The following is a 17763-nucleotide window of genomic DNA, read 5'->3' on the forward strand; positions in this document are numbered from 1 at the left end:
AGTTAACATTTTGATAACCTTTTTGATTTTTTGCCGTTCTGCTTTGCTCTTCGAGATTCGTTCTGGCTACGGTAATTTGCGTGTTTCCCTTACCGAAGTTCGCCGTTGCGGCGCTGACGCCCTGCATTGCTGGCGCCGTGCTCGCCGGGTGCGTGTCCTCTCCTGCTCAGGACCAGGCCGCGACCCGCGTCGGCTCGATGCATGCTGCGCCATCAACGACGCAGCTTCGCCCGCTCGGTACCGCGAACGCGAGCCCGAAGACTCAGCGGCCTTCCGCGCCTGCTCAACTCGCCGTGGCTGGCGTGCGTGTGGGCACCCACGAAGGGTTCGACCGTGTGGTTGTAGACCTCGTCGGCGAGGGCGAGCCGGGCTGGTTCGTGGATTACACCTCCACCCCGATGCAGGAGATCACCGGCAAACCGCTGAAGGTGACCGGCAACGCGTTCCTCAATATCAACATCGACGGCACCGTCTACCCCTACGAACTTGGCCTGGACGCGGACCAAATCAAGGTGGATACCCCGGCAGAGACCGGCAACATTATCGACGTCGTCAACGCCGGCACCTACGAGGGTCGCAGCCGCGTGGTCGTAGGGCTGCGCTCTGACCTGCCGTATTCGGTGCAGATTCTGGAGCACCCGCTGCGCCTGGTCGTCGACATCGTGCAGTCCTAACACCTAGTGGTAGAGCGCCTCGACGCTCCAGCGCTGCCGGTGCCACACCAACAACCACCCGCGCTGCCCTGTTCCTACCGCCTGGTCGTGACCCAGCACCTGGAGGCGCGCAAGCCGGGTCGGATGAGCACCCCACCACTCTTCGTCAACGGGCCAAGGCCCTGCCCACGCGGTGATGTCGTAGCAGCGCTTGCCCCACACTAGCGTTGTCGGCTGGCCGCTGAGCAGGACTTCGGCATTGAGCAGTATCGGCTGGTCGGAGCTGTCCAGCAGCTGCACCCGCGATGACGGGTGTTCGATCCCACCGCCGAGCCGGGCTGGAAGTGGTGACGGAACGGCGCCGACGAACGCCCCGCGGCCCTGCGGCGGCACCTCCCCATAGGGCACCAGCTGAATACGCTCGGCCACGCCGCGACCTCCAACCGCGACCGGCTGCAGCACCGCCTCCATTCCGAGCTGGGACTGCACCCGCTCGATCACGCGCCGCGCCCCCTCGTCCGACGCCCCGTCGGACCACAGCTCCCCCACCATGTCGGGTTGCGCAAGCTCAAGTGGTTCCAGCATGAGCGAGGCGATCGGCCCTGCGCCCCCGTTGGTGAGCCAGCCGTCGAGCTGCCAGCGCACCCGGTCGGCGGTGCCAGCCTCTGTCAGTGCTTCCCGGGTGCGCCACACGCGCTCGACCCGGGTGGCGTCGACAAGCTCGGCGGAGATTTTCAGCCGGAGGCAGTGCACCCTGGCCCCCTTGAGGCGCTGGTGCAGCGTGGCCGCGAGCGCCCGGGCGGCGAACGCGGCGGCGTCGACGCGCTCGATTGGTTCCTCCGGCGTCATCTCGACGGCGAAGTCCTCCACGGGTAGCTCCGGGGCGACGCGCCGGTCCGGGGCCGCACTGGCGATCCGGTGGAGGTGGATGCCCGCGACCCCGAAGCGAGTCATCACGGCAGAGGACGGCAGTTGCGCGAGCTGCCCCAGCGTCTGGATGCCCAGCTGGCCCAGGGTACGGACCGTTTCCGGGTCCGCGCCGAGTGCTGTCTCGGCGGTGAGCACCCGAAGCGGCTGTACTGCAAGGAACTGCGCCGACTCCCCCGCTGCAACCACGTGCGAGCTCCGGGTGGCGATCACGGCCGTGGCGATCTCATCCGCCGCCCCTGCCATGACGTCGATGCCGTGGCGTGCGGCGGCGTCGAGAAGCATCTCAAGCGCCGTATCTTCATCGCCGTGGAACTTCCCCGCCGCGGCGAGGTCCGCAACCACCAGGCCAGGGCGCAGCACCTCCACGGAGGCCGCCACGTCATCCAGGGATCCCGCGAGCGCGCTGAACGTGCGGCCGTCGCGCTCCGGGTTGTCTTCTACCACCGTCAGCTCAGGCGCGACGGCCTGCGCGTTGCGCACCCGCATCCCACGGCGGACCCCGGCGCGCCGCGCCTCCTGCGAACACACCTTGATACGGTGCTGCACCGCGATCGCGATCGGTTCCTCCAGCGTGTCCTCGGCTTCGAGCTTGGCTGCTTGCACGGGCCAATCCGGGAACCAGAGCGCCGCAACCCTCATGAGGGCACCGCTTTCAGATGCGTGACACCGCCCGTCGCGGCCCCAAGCGTCAGCAGTGCCCGTGGCCGCTTCCAGCCTTTCGCGTGCGCGGACACCTCCAGGTCAATGCCTGCGATGCGCCCGCGGCCGCGCCCGATGCCGTGGAAGCTAGCGATGTCCGCGCTCATGCGCAATGCAGGCGAAGGCACCGTCGCGTTCACGCAGAGCATCGCCGCCTCCCCTGCGCGCACGCGGGCAAGCAGTGGGCGTGCCTGGGCGGGCGTGTACTGGATTTCGCTTCGGGTGTGTAGCACCACCACGTCTAGCCCCTCGGCGAGCACCCCTGCGGCGTGCATGGCATCCATCCCCGGTTCCGGAACCGCTACGGTTCTGCGCAGCGCTTGCTTCGAGAGCTCTGCGTAGGACAACTCCGGCCACCCCACCACGGCCGCGTATCCTCCGGCTTCCGTGACCTGCCGCAGGATCTCTACGATAAGCGACGGCGTATCGCTCACCTGCGTGACTTGCCGTCTTGGCAAACCCCCGTTCGGGAGCACGCGCGCCAACTCTGCAGACAGCGGAACAACACCCTCGCTCCCGATCGGCTCCTGCACAGCACCACCGCCGAGCTCGGCTAATTGCGCTCGGAGTTGCGCAATCTGCTCAGCTTTGCTGAGCTGTCCGCCACCGTCCGAGGCAAACTCACGCAAGCGAATAGGTGTTCCATTCATGCATGTAAGTATGCAACGCGCCCCCGACACGGGCAACAGTAAAGGTCGAACAGGGTTTCGAATCCCTGTGCCACAAAAAGCGAGACACCATGCTGTACGCTCTGCCCTATGTATTACGCAGACTTCCGCAACCGCGTCACCCCAATTCCCACGCCACCCATTGTGCGGGCTGTGGCGGCGGGGTGCGTAGCGGCGTCGATAAGCGTGATGGCGGCACCGCTACCCGCAGCCGTGAAAGTCGGCATTGCTCTCGCCGCGGTGCTCGTCGCCCGTGCAACTACCCGAGCGCACCCGTACCGCAAGGCTATGGCCGAGTTTGCGCGCAGCCGCAACGTCTCGCAGGTGCCGTCGCTCAGCATGGTGGTGCCGCTGATGCTGTGGTGGCTCGCAATCATGCTGAGCCCGCTGATCGCGCCGCTGCCCGGCTGGGGGCTGGCGCTGCTTGCGGGTGGGCTGTTTGTGGTGGCGTGGGTGCTCATGCCGCACGTCGACGGCACGCGGCGCCTCGCATACGCGCCTACAGCGCCCATCCAGAAGCGCTAGCGGTAGCGCTTCGGTACGTCAGCCGCACCGAGACTGAGCATGAGGCGGTTGGCCCAGTTGAAGAACGCCGCCGAGTTGATCAGGTCAAGGATCTCGAGCTCGCCGCAGCCGGCCTCGCGCAGCGCTACGACGTGCTGTTGCGAGAACGCGATCGGGGTGTGCGTGAGCGCCACGGCCGCATCGCGCAGCGCGTTCCACAGCGGGGTGCCCAGGTCCGCGGTCACGCCTTCGTCGAGGAGCCGGGAGATCGCCTCGGCGTCGCCGCCTTCCTGCTTCGCGCGCCCCTGGTGCACGGAAGCACAGTACTCGCACCCGTTGAGACGGGAGACCACGGTCGCGGCGAGTTCGCGCTCGGCGCGCCCCAGGCCGCCGTCGGTGTTGTAGAAAATGTCCAGGTCAGTCAGGGTGCGTGCCTTGAGCACCGCAGGGTCACGCGCGAGCAGCCGGAAGTACTCCATATCGATTCGTTCGGGCTTGAGCAGCGCGTCGCGGTGCTCGTCGATGAATTCGAACTTGTCCAGGCTGGGCACCCACGCGCGCCAGCCCAGGGAGTGCTCCACGAACTTCGTCGGCGCCACAACTTCGGGCAGCAGGGTGCGCGGCCCGGGCTCCCAGCCGGGGTCAGCCACGCCGTGCGCGCGCCCGCTAATCGACGCCCGCTGCGCTCCACCAGCGTCAACCCCGCCGAGCACCCGCACGCCGTGCACGACGCGCAACTGGAACGCCACGAACGCGATGAGCTGCCCCAACGTGACGATGCCGTTGTCGCTCCACCCGGAGGTCTGCAGGTGACCGATCGCTGCGGCGGTGGAATCCTTCGGGTGGAAGACCAGCAGGTGTGCGAAGTCCAGGGCAGCGGCGAACTGCTCGGACGCCTCCCCAATGACGTCACCGAACAGGACGAAGTCGCCGTGCCAGTACGGCCCCTCGGATGCACCGCGCGCGACAGCGTCGTCGACGGCCTCGGCGAGGCCGGGGGCTTGGTCTTCGAGGTCCTCGAGCAACTCCCGGTAGAACGCGCTCGCAGTTGTCAGTCCGGTGAGCCCGGCCACGAACGCGGCGACACCATAGCGCCAGGCCAGTGGCACGTCGCCCTCGTCGTCAGGCTCGAAGAGGGCCGTAAACGTGAGCTCTGCGTTCTCGACTGCTTCCGGGCGGCGCCTGCGAAGGCGCGCGAGTTCCGGAGAGGCGTCGGCAAGCGTATCGATGATGTTAGACACTAAATTCTCCTAACTGCCGGGCGCGAAAGCGCGCGCCCGGGATTGCATGGATCAAGTTCTTTGTCACTTCGTGGCGCGGCCACTGGAAGACGTCGTCCGTCGGGCCATACTCCACCTGGGTACCACGGCTGAGCACGCTGACCGTGTCCGAAACCTGGCGCACCACCGCCAAATCATGGGAAATAAAGATATAGGTCAGGCCCAGCTCTTGCTGCAGGTCTTCCAGCAGCCGGAGGATCTGCGCCTGCACCGTCACGTCGAGCGCGGAAACCGCCTCATCGAACACGACGAGCTCCGGCTCCACCACGAGCGCACGCGCAATGGCGACACGCTGGCGCTGCCCGCCGGAAAGCTGCGACGGGGTGCGCCGCGCGAACTGCTGCGGGTCCAGCGCCACGCGCGCCAGCACCTCGTGCGCCTTCGCGCGCGCCTCGCGTTTCGACGCCCCCGTCAGGTTCCGAACCGGCTCGGCCACGATGGCCTCCACCGTCATTTTAGGGTTCAGGGAAGAAAACGGGTTCTGGTGCACCAGCTGCACCGTGGAGCGCAGCTTCCGGCGGGTGGCGTCGTCGACGCCGGTCACGACGTTGCCGCCGATGGTGACGCTGCCGCTCGTCGGATCCCGGAACAGGGAGATCGCCCGCCCAGTCGTGGTCTTCCCGGAGCCGGATTCGCCCACAATCGCGTGCGTGGACCCTCGCTTCACTTCGAAGGAGACGTCATTGACGGCCACGAAGTCCCCATACTCCTGGCGCAGGTGATCCACGCGCACCAGCACGTCGCCGTCCGGCGCTGGCCGGTGGTAGGCGTTCGCGACGGCGAGCGAAGGGGCGTCGGCAAGCAGGCGCTGTGAATACTCCTCTTGCGGGTCGGCGAGCACCTCCGCGGCGGGGCCTTCCTCCACGACGACGCCGCGCTGCATAATCACCACGTCGTCGGCACGGTCACCCGCCACCGCCAAGTCGTGCGTGATCAGCACGATGCCGAGGTTGAGGCGCTCACGCATCTCGTCGAGCACGTCCAGCGCCTTTTCCTGCACGGTCACATCCAGGGCGGACGTCGGCTCGTCGGCGATCAGTACCTGCGGCTCGGGCGCGATGGCTGCTGCGATGAGCACGCGCTGCTTCATCCCACCCGAGAGCTCGTGCGGGTACTGGCCGTGGCGGCGCTGCGGGTCGTCGATGCCGACGGCCTCCATGAGCTCCAGCGCGCGTGCGCGACGGGAGGCGGCTGTGCCAATACCGTGGACCGCCATCGCCTCCTCGATCGAGGCCCCGACGGGCTTGAGCGGGTTGAGCGAATTGTTCGGGTCCTGCGGCACCAAGCCAATCTTCGCACCGCGCAGCTGACGCCACTGCCGCGGAGACAACTGCGTGATGTCCTTGCCTTGGAAATAGACTGCGCCGTCCAGCACCCGCGCGGACCCGCCGAGGAGTCCCAGAGTCGCCATCACCGAGGTCGTCTTGCCAGAGCCGGACTCCCCCACGATCGCGGTGAGTTTGCCAGGCGCGACGGAAAAGGACACGTCTTGCGCCGATGGCGGCTGATTGCCGTACGCGACGGTCAGGCCACGTACTTCAAGTAAAGGTTGCAGGGGTTGCATGGGTTAGGCCTCCGTACGAATGAGTTGGGACAGGTGGTTCGCGCTCATGACGGTGGCGATGATCGCCACGCCGGGCAGGACGATGATCCACCAGGCGGTGGCCATGAAGTCGCGGCCTTCGGCGATGATGAGGCCCCACTCCGGGATCGGCGGCGGGGCACCGTAGCCGAGGAACCCGAGGATGGACAGCTGCAGGATCGCCGTGCCGAACTGCAGGGCCGCCAGCGCGATGACCGGGGTGAGCGAGTTCGGCAGGATGTGGCGCACCAGCACCTGGGACTTCGTCGCTCCAGAGCCGTAGGCGGCCTCAACGTAGTCGGTGCCTGCAACCTGCATCACCTGTGAACGGGCGAGGCGGGCGAACGTCGCCACCGTGGTCATGCCGACAGCGAAGGCCGCCTGTAGTGAGCCGAAGCCCAGCACGATGATGATGGACAGAGACAGCAGGATGCCTGGGATAGCGAGCAGGACGTCCACGATCCGCATCAGTACGGTGTCGACTTTGCCTCGCAGCGCGCCCGCCACCAGGCCAATCAGCGTGCCGAACACCAGCCCGACCGCCACCGCGATCACCGCGCCGAGCAGCGACTGGCGCGCGCCGTAGACCACGCGCGAGTACACGTCGCGCCCCACGGCGTCGGTGCCGAAGAAGTGCTCCGCGCTCGGCGCTGCAAGGGCTACGTCGACGCCCTTGTATGGGTCGTGCGTGGCAAATATGCCCGGCAGCAGGGCCCACGCGCACGCAAGCAGCAGCACGAGCAGTGCGAGAACCGTGCCTGGTTGTTTCCAATGCTGTTTCCAATTCGTCGTTCGCATGGTTGCTACTCCCGTCCCGTTTCGATTGCCCGCACGTCGATGGCGTCGGCGGACTGGCTGGCGTACTGCTTCGGTGTTGCGGCAAACGGTCCGCCGGCGGTGCGCAGCCGCACGTCAAGCACCGGGTAGAGCAGGTCAATGATGAGGTTGATGGTCACGTACGCCACCGCCGCGATGAGGACTACGCCCAGCAGCACCGGCGTGTCGCGGTTCGACACGGCGGTGACCACCATGGAGCCCAACCCCGTACGCCCGAAGACGGTTTCCGTCACCACAGCACCACCGACGAGCTCGCCGAAGAGCAAACCAGCCATGGTCAGCGCTGGGAGCAGCGCGTTTCGCAGCACGTCGGACCAGAAGATGCGGGTCTCGCTCGCGCCGCGCGCACGCGCCACCTGCACGAATGGGCTGCGCTGCACCTCGTCGATGGAGCGGATCAGCACCTGCGCGAGCGGGACCGCCATCGGGACGGACAGCGTGAGCGTCGGCAGCACGAGCCCCTCGAGCGGGCCCGGCGCAATCACGTTGATCCAGCCGAGCTCGAAGGACACGAGCTGCAGCAGCACGATCGCGATCCAGAACCCTGGCAGCGACACCATCAGGGAGGGCACCGCGCGAAACAGCGCGCCGATGCGCCCGGCGCCGGGCAGCGTCGCGACGAATGCGGTGATGAGTGCCACGATGATCGCGAGCCCGACCGAGGTCGCGGCCAACGCCAGCGTATGCGGCAGGGCGTCGGCGATGAGCTGGCCCACCGGCGTACCAGTGCGCACGGAGTAGCCGAGGCTACCGGTGAATAGACCCGTCAGCGTCGCCACGTACTGCGTAAGCAACGGCTTATCGACGCCCATCTCCGAACGGATCGCCTCAATCTCCGCCTGGCTGAGTCCCAGTGCCGGGTCAGCGTAGCGGGCCATGACACCGTCGGATGGCAGAGCCGAAAGCAGAAAGAATGCGAGAGTGTAGGTCAGCAGCAGCACGATCAGTGCTTGGCCTACCCGCTTTACGATGTACGGCATGGCGTATCCCCTTCCTGGAGGTAGGCGCTGTACAGCGCAGGTCGTGCAACAGATTCCACGCTGAACCCGCACAGGCGCGGGCTCAGGGCGTAGACCTGCGGCTCTTCGAACAGCGGCAGCGCGTAGGCCTGCTCAGTGACGTAGTCCTGGACGGCTTCCACCGCGCGGGCCCGGCCTGTGTCGTCGGGTGTGGAGACCACGGTCTGCAGCAGGTCTTCGAGGTGCTGGTCGATCACGTTGTCATTTTCATCCTGGTTAATGAAGGAGTCTCGGCGCCCAACCGCGTAGTGCGACTCGATGGCGTCGTAGTCCGCCCGACCGACCATCGTGTGGTAGAGCTGCACCTTGTCCGGGTCCTTCGACGCCACGTTTTGCGTCGAGCGGTCGCCGGAAAGGATGGACAGCTCAATGCCGATGTCACGCAGGTAGGACTGCACCATCGTCATCACCTCGCGGGCGCGCGGCTGGGTCTGCGCGTAGTTGACGGTCAGGTGCAGGCGTTCCCCGTCCTTGACGCGGATGCCGTCGCCACCCACGACCCACCCGGCCTCATCGAGGAGCTGCCGGGCAAGCTCCGGGTCGTATGTGTAGGCGTCACCCTGGTTCTTGTAGCCCAAGCCGGTGGCGGCCACGCTCGAGGTCGCCAGCGGGTAGGAGTCAGAGAACAGGATGCGCAGCAGCTCTTCGCGGTCCACGCTGTGCGTGATCGCGCGGCGCACCCGGATGTCCTGCAGGTACGGGTGCTGCGGGCGCATCGCGATCTGGTTGTTCATCGCGTTCGTGCCGCGGGAGACGATCTGCACGCCGCGGTCTTGGAGGTGGCGCTCGGCCGACGCAGTCACGTCGCGCACGATGTCCGCCTGCCCGGATAGGACCGCGCCGGTGCGCATCGCTTCTTCGGCGGCGAGCCGGTACGTCACGCTGTCCAGCCGGGCGCGGCCCTGGTGCTCGAGGATGGGCGGTGCCCAGTCGTAGTCCTCGCGCGCCCGCAGCTCGATGGAGGTGCCCAGCTCCTCACCGGCGATGACAAACGGGCCGGAGCCGATGATGTTGTGGGCGCTGCCCGGCCCGAAGGACTCGTTGTCGAGCGCCAGGGTGGCGTCGGAAAGCAGCCCGGCGTTGTACACGGAGACCGCTTGCTCGAACCCCGGCGAGGGTGCGGTGAAGTGGAATCGCACCGTGTCTTCGTCGATGACTTCGCCGTAGTCATAGTTCGAGATCTGCTCGGATGCGTTGAGCAGCCGCTCCTTGTCGCCTTTGCCGTAGAGGTCGAAGTTGGCCACGACGTTCTCCGCGGTGAGCGGCGAGCCGTCGGAGTAGGTGACGTCGGTGCGGATGTCGAACGTGTATACCGTCGCGTCCTCGTTGATCTCCGGTAGCTTCGTGGCGATCCACGGGTGCAGCTCGAGCGTCTCCGGGTCCTGATAGAGCAGTCTGTCTGTTATTTGATTCACGACGCCACCATTCGGGTAGAACCCGGCCGCAGGCGGATAGAGCGAGGTAAACCAGTTCGGCTCCAGGTACGTGATTGCCTGCATGTCCCCGCTTTGCTCTGTTTGCCCTGCACATGCGGTGCATAATCCGAGTAGCGTGGTAGCCGCAAGCAGCGCTCCGGCCTGCGTTCGACGTGTGTGCTTCACTGTTCTCCCTTCGATGAGCGATAACGCTAACACAGATTAGACGGAGCGGTCTCATGCGTCTAGACTAAGCAGTCTAAACGGTCACTGTCGCAACAGGAAGGAACACACAGTGCAGCCAGCAATCGCCATCGTCGGCGCAGGTCCACGTGGCATTTCCATCATCGAACGCGTCGCCGCCACGCTCAACGAATCTAATTCCACCCAGTCGCTGACAATCCACCTCATCGACGACGCCCAGCACGGCGCCGGGCGCGTCTGGGACACCACACAAACCCACACGCTGTGCATGAACACGCTGGCCGGCGCCGTCACCCTCTTCACCGAACCCGGCGCGACCGTCACCGCCCCCGTACTCGAGGGCCCGACCATGTACGAGTGGATCCAGCTCCTGCGCGGCGAGCGCGACGCCGTGTCCGCCACCAAGCAATCACTTTTCGACGCCCACCCAACCCCCGACCACGTCACCGCCGACTTCGGCGCGGAGCTGGCTGCCACCCGCCCGGAGTCCAACCCATCCCGCGCGCTGTACGGCGAGTACCTCCACTGGGGCCTCACGGTCGCGCTGGCGCAGCTCCCCGAACACGTGACCGTCACCAACCACCGCTCCCGCGCGCAGCGCATCACCGCCGAGAACGGCCACGACGCCATCACGCTTGAGGACGGCACCACCGTCCACGCCGACGCCACCGTGCTCGCCACCGGCTGGGTCGTCCCCGAGCACCCGGTGGCCTTCCGCGGGCACTGGATTCAGCCGGGCAACCCGGTGGAACAGGACGTCGATACGCTGGTTGCTGGCGAAACCGCAATCGTGCGCGGCCTTGGCATGGGCTTTTTCGACCTCATGGCGCTGAGCACCATCAACCGCGGCGGCCGCTTCGTGCCCGCCGACACCCGCTCCGGGCTACGCTACGAACCCAGCGGTGCCGAGCCTCACCTCGTGGTTACCTCTGGCCGCGGCTACCCTTACCTGCCGAAATCCGAGTACCACTCACTGCCGCCCAAGGCCGACCTCTCTCGACTGCGCGCCGCGATCGAGCAGCACAGCGGCACCACCACGGTGAGCTTCGGCGAGCAACTCTGGCCGGCGCTCATCCGCGACTCCTACGCCGCCTACTACACCACGCTTGCGCGCGTACGCCCCGACGCCCTGCGCATCCCGCTTGCGGACATCATCTCGCGCATCGACGCCGCACCACTCGCCGGCGCCGCCACCCGCACCAGCCTCCTGCCCTGCGCCCGCGCGCTCAACGACGCCCTTGCCGACGCCACCACCGAGCCCTTCGACGTCTCCTACTGGATCGACCCCTTGGCCGGGTGCGACGGCCTCGACGCCGAGAGCCTGAACTGCGTCATCGCCGACGCCCTGGCCCGCGACATCGCCGAGGCCGTCGCTGCCCACAACTCCCCCATCAAGTCCGCCCTGTGGGTGATCTCCGCAGGCCGCAAACCAACCGCCATCGCTGTGGAGAACGGCCGCGGCACCCCGGAGGACCAGCGCGGCGCGCTCTCCGATTACATGGCATTCGGCCAGATGGTCGGCTCCGGACCGCCGCTGTTCCGCTCCCGCGAGCTCCTCGCACTCATCGACGCCGGCCTGGTCACCCTGCTCGGCCCAACCCCAACCGTCACGCAGTCGGGCACCACGTTCACCGCCACCAGCACCGAGCGCACCGTCACCGCGGACACCCTCGCGGACGCATTCCTGCCGTCCCCCAACATCACCCGCGCAGCCGACCCACTCACCGCGTCGCTGCTGGAAAGCGAGCGCATCCGCCCGTTCGCGCCTTTCGGCACGCCCACCGGCTCTCCCGAAACCGACGCAGACACCCGCCGCACCGTCCACCCCGACGGCACCCTGGACCCGCGCCTGCACATCGCCGGCATTCCCACCGGCAAGCAGTGGGCCGACACCACCATCTCCCCAATGCCCGGCACCGACCCGCGCATGCTGCAGGAAACGGACCTCACCGCCCAGTCGCTGCTGCCGCAGGCGGGCGTACGCTAACCCAGGTCGCGCGCAACCGCCCACCGGGTCAACTGGTGGCGGTTCGAGGTCTGCGTCTTGCGCAAAATATTTGACGCGTGCGTCTCCACCGTCTTCACCGAAATAAACAGGCGCTGCGCGATCTCCTTATACGTGTAGCCACGTGCCAAAAGCCGCAGCACCTCGAGTTCGCGCCGGGTCAGCGAGTCCACCGCCGGGTCGTCCTCCTCGACGACCGGCCCGCTCGCGAACGCGTCAAGCACGAACCCCGCCAGGCGCGGTGAGAAGTACGCGTCCCCGCCGTGCACCCGCTCAATCGCCTCCGCGAGCTCCGCGCCCGCGATGTTCTTGGTCACGTACCCGCGGGCACCCGCGCGGATCAGGGCGATGACGTCCTCGGCTGCATCGGACACGCTGAGCACCAGGTACGCAGGGCCCGGAGCGCGCTTCAGCACGGCGAGGCCGCCGCCGTCGGGCATGTGGACGTCGAGAAGCACGACGTCGGGCTGCGTCTGCTCGATCCCTCGCACCGCCTCGGCAACCGTGCCGGCCTCACCGACGATGTCCACCGCTTCCTGCAGCTCTGCCTTCACCCCAGCGCGGAACACGGAGTGGTCATCCACTAGAAACACGCGAGTCATAGGTCCAACGCTAGTTCAATCTCGGTGCCACTGCTTTCCGATGCCACCACGTGCACCTCTCCCCCAACGCGCTCCACGCGGCCCACGATGGAGTCCCGCAACCCGTGGCGGTCCGTCGGCACTGCCTCAGGGTCGAAGCCCTTGCCGCGATCCCTCACGAACACGGTGAGCCTGCCAGCAAGGTGCTCCGCGTAAACATCAACGGTGTCCACACCGGCGTGCTTTGCCGCGTTGACCATCGCTTCCCTGGCTGCGAGCACGACTGCCTCGGCGCGCTCGCCGAAAGGGATGTCCTCGCCCACCGTGACCGGTTTGATCACGATCCCGTACGCGTCCTCCACCTCGCCGGCAGCCTTGCACAGCGCGGCGAAGGTGGTGGTGTGGTTGGACACGGTGTCGTCGAAAAGCCAGGCGCGAAGCTCACGCTCCTGGCCACGGGCAAGCCGAACCACCTCGTCCGGATCACCAGCCTGGCGCTGAATCAGCGCCAAGGTCTGCAGCACCGAATCATGCAAGCGGGAAGCGATCTCCGCGCGCTGGTCCGCCACCGCCTTCTGCTCACGCTCCGTGACGAGCGAGTTCGCCAACTTCGTAATCAGCGGCACCACCAGCACCGCCACCCCCAGCACCGTCACCAGCACAGAGACAACCACACCGGCGACCCCGCTGCTTTCCCCCATGAGCGCGAGCGCCAGCACCCCACCCATCATGAGCAGCGCACCCAGCGCCAGCGCCGCAAGATTCTTCCATGAGGCCATACCGCGGTCGTAGGCCTGCAACGCGATAATCGCACCCACTATGAGCACGCCAACCACGAACAGCACAGCCGATCCAACGCCCGAGGAGCTCTGCAAGGACATCAGCGCACCCGCAAACCCCACCAGCACAAGGAAAACATCCAGCGCTCCAGGACGCTGCCGGGGCTCGGTACTCTCTGCAACCGGCGCGAACATCCACAAGCCCGTGTACAACAACACGCCAATCCCGCCAGTGAAACTTGCGACGACAAAGAACAGCCGCACCCATTTCACGTCCACCCCGAAGTGGCCAGCAACTCCAGAGGCCACACCCGCGATCACGCGGCGTGAACGGTCCCGGGTCAGCCGGGGATACAACGCAGACATGCACTCATCATGACACGGGCGGCGCCTCGGCCACATCGGGGTAAACCCTGAAATCAAAAATCAGGGTCATTCCCGATACCGTCCACGGGCCCACCACGCGACAATGGAGGCATGGAAACCAACACACTGAAGCGCATGTGGGAGACCCGCCCGCCCCGCATCCCAGAAGACCAGGGCGGTAAGGCTGTCATCGCTGGCGTCTGTGAAGGCATCGGCGCCCGCTACCAAGTCGACCCGATGCTTGTTCGCGTCATCTTCGTAGCACTTGCACTCGTATTTGGCGGCGGACTTTTCCTCTACCTACTGTGCTGGATCAACATGCCACGCTTCGGCATGACCCGCAGCCCGTGGAACTCAATTATCACGCCGAAAGAACAACTCACCGAGCCAGAGAAGAAGGACCGCAGCACCGGCTGGTGGCTACTCATCGGGTTGGTGATCTTCTTCCCATCTGTCTCAGCGGCAGGCGACCTCAACGGGGTGCTCGTTACGTTCGTGTTGTTCGCGCTCGGCTGGTACCTCGCCCACCAGCGCCAACCAGAGCCCCCGGCAGGACTGCTGGTAATGAACCCCGAGGAGGCGTCGACAAGCGAAGGCCCCACCGTGGACACCTCACACCTCACCGTGCCCGAGGGCTACGAGCATCCCGGCACGCCACCCGCGTGGGACCCGCTCGGCGCGGCGCCCGGGCTCTGGCACCTGCCTGAGCCAACCGAGCCAGCGCCGGAACAGCCGAAGAAAAAGAAACGCCTTTGGCTATGGCTGCCCCTGGCTGTCATCCTCGTCTGCGCCCTGTTTATCACCGGTATTGCGGGCCCCCGATTCGAGAGCAACGTGGGCAGCCGCATCGGCGAAATGCACCACTCATTCGAGGACGCGGCTTCAATCCCCGATCTCAACAACCTCGTTGGAGAAACCACCATCGATCTGAGCAGCCTCAAACCACTCGACGAACCGAAGACCGTCAACATTGCCAACGGCGTCGGCGAAATCGAGATCATTCTGCCCAACAACGTGCCGGTCGACGTCCACTGCGAAGCCACCATCGGCGAAACTACATGCCCCCAGGGCAAGCAAAACGCGGACAAGGACGGCGAGCTCCTCACGATCAACGTGAAGCAGCGCGTCGGGTCCGTGTCCGCGTACTTTGCCGAATAATTCGGCTACCTACTCCCACTCAATGGTGGCCGGCGGCTTGGATGTAACATCCAACACCACGCGGTTGACATCCGCCACCTCGTTGGTGATGCGGGTCGAGATGACCTCCAGCGTCTCGTACGGGATGCGTACCCAGTCCGCGGTCATCGCGTCCTCAGATGCGACAGGGCGCAGCACAATTGGGTGGCCGTAGGTGCGGCCATCGCCCTGCACACCAACCGAACGCACATCGGCCAGCAGCACAACCGGGCACTGCCAAATCTGGTCATCCAGTCCAGCCTTGGTCAGCTCCTCGCGAGCAATCGCGTCAGCAGCGCGCAGGGTTTCCAGGCGCTCCTCGGTGACCTCACCGATGATCCGGATGCCCAGGCCCGGACCCGGGAACGGCTGACGGTTCACGATCACCTCGGGCAGGCCCAGCTCGCGGCCGACCGCGCGGACCTCGTCCTTAAACAGCAGACGAAGCGGCTCGACCAGCTCAAACTCGACGTCGTCCGGTAGGCCGCCGACGTTGTGGTGGCTCTTGATGTTCGCGGTGCCGGTGCCGCCGCCAGACTCCACGACGTCCGGGTACAGGGTGCCCTGCACCAGGTAATCGACCTTGTGGTCCGACAACACATCAGCCACAGCGCGCTCGAAGGAACGGATGAACTCCGCACCGATCGCCTTGCGCTTGGCCTCCGGCTCGGTCACACCAGACAATTTGTCCAGGAAGGCCTTGCGCTCATCCACGGTGACCAGCTTCGCGCCGGTCGCGGCGACGAAGTCCTTCTCCACCTGCTCGCGCTCACCCTGACGCAGCAGGCCGTGGTCCACGAACACACAAGTCAAACGGTCACCGATCGCGCGCTGCACCAGCGCCGCAGCAACAGCCGAGTCCACACCACCGGACAGACCACAGATGGCGTAGCCGTCCCCAACCTGGGTGCGAACCTGCTCAATGAGCTGCTCCGCAATATTGGATGCCGTCCAGTTCTGCTCCAGACCAGCAATCTCGGTGAGGAAGCGCGTCAGCACCTCCTGGCCGTGCGGCGAGTGCATCACCTCCGGGTGGTACTGCACACCGGCGAACTTGCGCTCCACGTTCTCGAACGCGGCGACCGGCGCACCCTTCGAAGACGCGGTGACCTCGAAGCCCTCCGGAGCCTGCGTCACCGAATCGCCGTGGCTCATCCACACCTTGTGCTCCTCCGGCAAGCCGGCGTGCAGCACGCCGCCCTTGACGTCCATCGACGTGCGGCCGTACTCACGGGCGCCGGTCTGCTCAACCTTTCCGCCGAGCGCCCGCGTCATCACCTGGAAGCCGTAGCAGATGCCGAAGATCGGAATCCCCAACTCGAAAATCTCAGGGTCCAACTGCGGAGCGCCATCCTCATACACGGACGACGGGCCACCGGATAGGACAAGCGCCAGCGGCTGCTTCTCCTTCACCTCCGCAGCGGAGATCGTGGACGGAACGACTTCGGAGAACACGTGCGCCTCACGCACACGACGCGCAATGAGCTGCGCGTACTGCGCACCGAAATCAACAACAAGAACAGGGCGAGTTTGAGCTGTAGTCACGCACCAAATCTTAACCTACGCAGCACCTAATGTGTACGTGAGCCCGATGACAGTGTCCTGCGCACCACATTCCCGCGCGCACAATTCGGGACCTGGGGAAACGCCAATGCACCCGGCCGAAATACTGGAATCTGGTGCGGGAATCCCTTCGAAACAACAAAACACCACCCGCTTGGCGGGTGGTGTCTTCAGCGTTGCGACGTTACAACAGACTACTTCAGCAGCGCACGCAGGTTCTCCAGCGCATCGTGCACCCCGTCAATCGCCGGGTCGGAGCCCAGCTTCTGCGAGGAAGCGTGCAGGCGCTCGATAGAGTTATCAGCAGCCTGGATAGCGCGGTGCACCTGAGCAACAAGCGGCTCGATGTTCTCGCCGAACGGCTCCTGCGCCGTGGTCTGGGACCAGCGACGAATCATCTCGAGCGGCATCTTGGTCAGCTCGGAAATCGAGTTCACCTTCAGGTCCACGCGGTTCGCCAGGGAGGAGTGCAGGAAGACTGCGTCGTCCATCTGCTTCACGTCCACCTCGAGGGCGTCGAACAGCATAGAGAGCACCTCGCCGCGGTTCGCCTCAAGGGAGAAAATCGCGGTCTGCGCAGTATGCAGACGAGCCAGCGCAATCGCCATACGCGCGGACGCCGCCTTCTTCGCCAACTCGCCAGCCACCTCGTTGAGCGACTGCGCGTTCTCGTCGATGATGCCACGCATCGTCGCCCACACCTGCAGTGGTGCAAGCAACAGCGTACGGGCAGCACCCTCCGCCATGACGTTCTCCATCTCGCCCTTCACGCTGTTGGTCACAGCGTTTTCTTCCACCAAAGTCTGGCTGGCCTTTGCCAGTTCTTCAGCGGCTTCCTTAATGGACGACTGGATTTCCATGAAGCGGTCCAGCTCGCGGTAGAGACGCTTGGTAGCCTCGTACACCTCACCGGTGCCCTCTGGAAGGTCGAAGCCCGCTTCCTCACGCGCCAGCACCTCGGCCGGCAGCGCTTCGGCAACGAAGGCGTCGTAATCAGGCACAAGCTCCTGCAGCTTGTCCAAGCCAAGCTCTGCACGGCGGCGACGGCCAACGCCCTCGTGGCGCGCCTTCCACTCAACGTCGTTCACCGCTTGGTACACGTCGCCGACGACCTTGAACAGTTCGGTCATCGGGCGGGTGCGCACCGAGAGGTAGTCGCCATTTGGCAGAGGCGTCACGGTAGCAAACACGTCGTACGCAGAGCCGCTCTTTGCGCGGTTACGGACATAGCCTGCGAACGGTCGGCCGTCCTCAATGACGTCCCACATCAGCTTGAACGCGCCACCAGGCATCTCAATATGGCGAATGAGATTGTGTGGCTTCCCGATCATCTCGACTTCGGGATACTGCGCGTAGTGAATAAAGACCTCATTGACATGGGTCATAATGCCCTTGCTGTCCGTCACCGAGAAGAAGATGTGGTTGACATCAACCTCGTGGTGTGGGCCGTCAGGGGCATCTCGTTTAATAACTACTTCGTAGGCCATATTCGATATATTAGG

At 65.6% G+C, this 17763-nt stretch carries 15 protein-coding genes; 4 read left to right on the forward strand and 11 right to left on the reverse strand.

Annotated elements, in window-relative coordinates; translation table 11 throughout:
• Positions 1–80 precede the first annotated feature (80 nt).
• Entirely contained in the window at positions 81–674 is a 594-nt protein-coding gene (locus QP802_RS04265; protein ID WP_284817664.1) for an AMIN-like domain-containing (lipo)protein, read from the forward strand.
• A 3-nt stretch (positions 675–677) separates the two neighbouring features.
• Here the strand turns inward: QP802_RS04265 and QP802_RS04270 are convergent, their stop codons facing one another.
• Both QP802_RS04270 and QP802_RS04275 read right to left on the reverse strand, forming a co-directional pair.
• Positions 678–2222 (reverse strand): Y-family DNA polymerase, encoded by a 1545-nt coding sequence (locus QP802_RS04270; RefSeq protein ID WP_284817665.1) that lies wholly within the window; start codon positions 2220–2222, stop codon positions 678–680.
• A complete protein-coding gene (locus QP802_RS04275) occupies positions 2219–2932 on the reverse strand; it encodes a hypothetical protein (protein WP_071572746.1) in 714 nt (237 codons plus the stop codon). The genes QP802_RS04270 and QP802_RS04275 overlap by 4 nt, the downstream gene beginning before the upstream one ends.
• A 108-nt stretch (positions 2933–3040) precedes the next feature.
• Between QP802_RS04275 and QP802_RS04280 the strand changes: the two genes are divergently transcribed.
• Positions 3041–3475, forward strand: coding sequence for a hypothetical protein (locus QP802_RS04280; protein ID WP_070363023.1), 435 nt, complete (start codon positions 3041–3043; stop codon positions 3473–3475).
• Here the strand turns inward: QP802_RS04280 and QP802_RS04285 are convergent.
• The 5 genes from QP802_RS04285 to QP802_RS04305 are packed head-to-tail and all read right to left on the reverse strand — an operon-like array spanning position 3472 to position 9671.
• Positions 3472–4695, reverse strand: a complete 1224-nt coding sequence (locus tag QP802_RS04285; protein ID WP_284817666.1) for an alkylhydroperoxidase domain protein — start codon at positions 4693–4695, stop codon at positions 3472–3474. The genes QP802_RS04280 and QP802_RS04285 overlap by 4 nt on opposite strands.
• Positions 4688–6298, reverse strand: coding sequence for a dipeptide ABC transporter ATP-binding protein (locus QP802_RS04290; RefSeq protein ID WP_070363025.1), 1611 nt, complete (start codon positions 6296–6298; stop codon positions 4688–4690). Before QP802_RS04290 ends, QP802_RS04285 begins: the two co-directional genes overlap by 8 nt.
• Positions 6299–6301: 3 nt before the next feature.
• Positions 6302–7114, reverse strand: a complete 813-nt coding sequence (locus QP802_RS04295) for an ABC transporter permease (protein ID WP_070975837.1) — start codon at positions 7112–7114, stop codon at positions 6302–6304.
• A gap of 5 nt (positions 7115–7119) precedes the next feature.
• Complete coding sequence (locus QP802_RS04300; RefSeq protein WP_284817667.1) at positions 7120–8133, reverse strand: ABC transporter permease; 1014 nt, start codon at positions 8131–8133, stop codon at positions 7120–7122.
• Positions 8118–9671, reverse strand: a complete 1554-nt coding sequence (locus tag QP802_RS04305; RefSeq protein WP_350338462.1) for a TIGR04028 family ABC transporter substrate-binding protein — start codon at positions 9669–9671, stop codon at positions 8118–8120. Before QP802_RS04305 ends, QP802_RS04300 begins: the two co-directional genes overlap by 16 nt.
• A 211-nt stretch (positions 9672–9882) precedes the next feature.
• On the opposite strand from QP802_RS04305, the gene QP802_RS04310 reads away from it, so the two are divergent.
• Positions 9883–11778, forward strand: coding sequence for an FAD/NAD(P)-binding protein (locus QP802_RS04310; protein WP_284817668.1), 1896 nt, complete (start codon positions 9883–9885; stop codon positions 11776–11778).
• Here QP802_RS04310 and QP802_RS04315 read toward each other — a convergent pair.
• Both QP802_RS04315 and QP802_RS04320 read right to left on the reverse strand, forming a co-directional pair.
• Positions 11775–12398, reverse strand: coding sequence for a LuxR C-terminal-related transcriptional regulator (locus QP802_RS04315; protein WP_252930971.1), 624 nt, complete (start codon positions 12396–12398; stop codon positions 11775–11777). The genes QP802_RS04310 and QP802_RS04315 overlap by 4 nt on opposite strands.
• On the reverse strand, positions 12395–13522 hold the full coding sequence (locus QP802_RS04320) for an ATP-binding protein (protein ID WP_284817669.1): 1128 nt from the start codon (positions 13520–13522) through the stop codon (positions 12395–12397). The genes QP802_RS04315 and QP802_RS04320 overlap by 4 nt, the downstream gene beginning before the upstream one ends.
• 111 nt (positions 13523–13633) lie before the next feature.
• On the opposite strand from QP802_RS04320, the gene QP802_RS04325 reads away from it, so the two are divergent.
• A complete protein-coding gene (locus QP802_RS04325; RefSeq protein ID WP_284817670.1) occupies positions 13634–14680 on the forward strand; it encodes a PspC domain-containing protein in 1047 nt (348 codons plus the stop codon).
• A 9-nt stretch (positions 14681–14689) separates the two neighbouring features.
• On the opposite strand, the gene guaA is transcribed toward QP802_RS04325, so the two are convergent.
• Together guaA and QP802_RS04335 are read right to left on the reverse strand one after the other, a co-directional pair.
• On the reverse strand, positions 14690–16243 hold the full coding sequence (gene guaA / locus QP802_RS04330) for a glutamine-hydrolyzing GMP synthase (protein WP_284817671.1): 1554 nt from the start codon (positions 16241–16243) through the stop codon (positions 14690–14692).
• Positions 16244–16455: 212 nt separating this feature from the next.
• Complete coding sequence (locus QP802_RS04335; RefSeq protein WP_070477610.1) at positions 16456–17748, reverse strand: PAS domain-containing protein; 1293 nt, start codon at positions 17746–17748, stop codon at positions 16456–16458.
• Between the last annotated feature and the right edge of the window lie 15 nt (positions 17749–17763).

Source organism: Corynebacterium sp. UMB10119B, assembly GCF_030228125.1.
Classification (GTDB): Bacteria; Actinomycetota; Actinomycetes; order Mycobacteriales; family Mycobacteriaceae; genus Corynebacterium; species Corynebacterium pseudogenitalium.

Coding starts and splice junctions, on each gene's coding strand:
- QP802_RS04270 (WP_284817665.1), bottom strand. CDS start 2,222: ATGAGGGTTGCGGCGCTCTGGTTCCCGGATTGGCCCGTGCAAGCAGCC.
- QP802_RS04275 (WP_071572746.1), bottom strand. CDS start 2,932: ATGAATGGAACACCTATTCGCTTGCGTGAGTTTGCCTCGGACGGTGGC.
- QP802_RS04280 (WP_070363023.1), top strand. CDS start 3,041: ATGTATTACGCAGACTTCCGCAACCGCGTCACCCCAATTCCCACGCCA.
- QP802_RS04290 (WP_070363025.1), bottom strand. CDS start 6,298: ATGCAACCCCTGCAACCTTTACTTGAAGTACGTGGCCTGACCGTCGCG.
- QP802_RS04295 (WP_070975837.1), bottom strand. CDS start 7,114: ATGCGAACGACGAATTGGAAACAGCATTGGAAACAACCAGGCACGGTT.
- QP802_RS04300 (WP_284817667.1), bottom strand. CDS start 8,133: ATGCCGTACATCGTAAAGCGGGTAGGCCAAGCACTGATCGTGCTGCTG.
- QP802_RS04305 (WP_350338462.1), bottom strand. CDS start 9,671: ATGCAGGCAATCACGTACCTGGAGCCGAACTGGTTTACCTCGCTCTAT.
- QP802_RS04315 (WP_252930971.1), bottom strand. CDS start 12,398: ATGACTCGCGTGTTTCTAGTGGATGACCACTCCGTGTTCCGCGCTGGG.
- QP802_RS04320 (WP_284817669.1), bottom strand. CDS start 13,522: ATGTCTGCGTTGTATCCCCGGCTGACCCGGGACCGTTCACGCCGCGTG.
- QP802_RS04325 (WP_284817670.1), top strand. CDS start 13,634: ATGGAAACCAACACACTGAAGCGCATGTGGGAGACCCGCCCGCCCCGC.
- QP802_RS04335 (WP_070477610.1), bottom strand. CDS start 17,748: ATGGCCTACGAAGTAGTTATTAAACGAGATGCCCCTGACGGCCCACAC.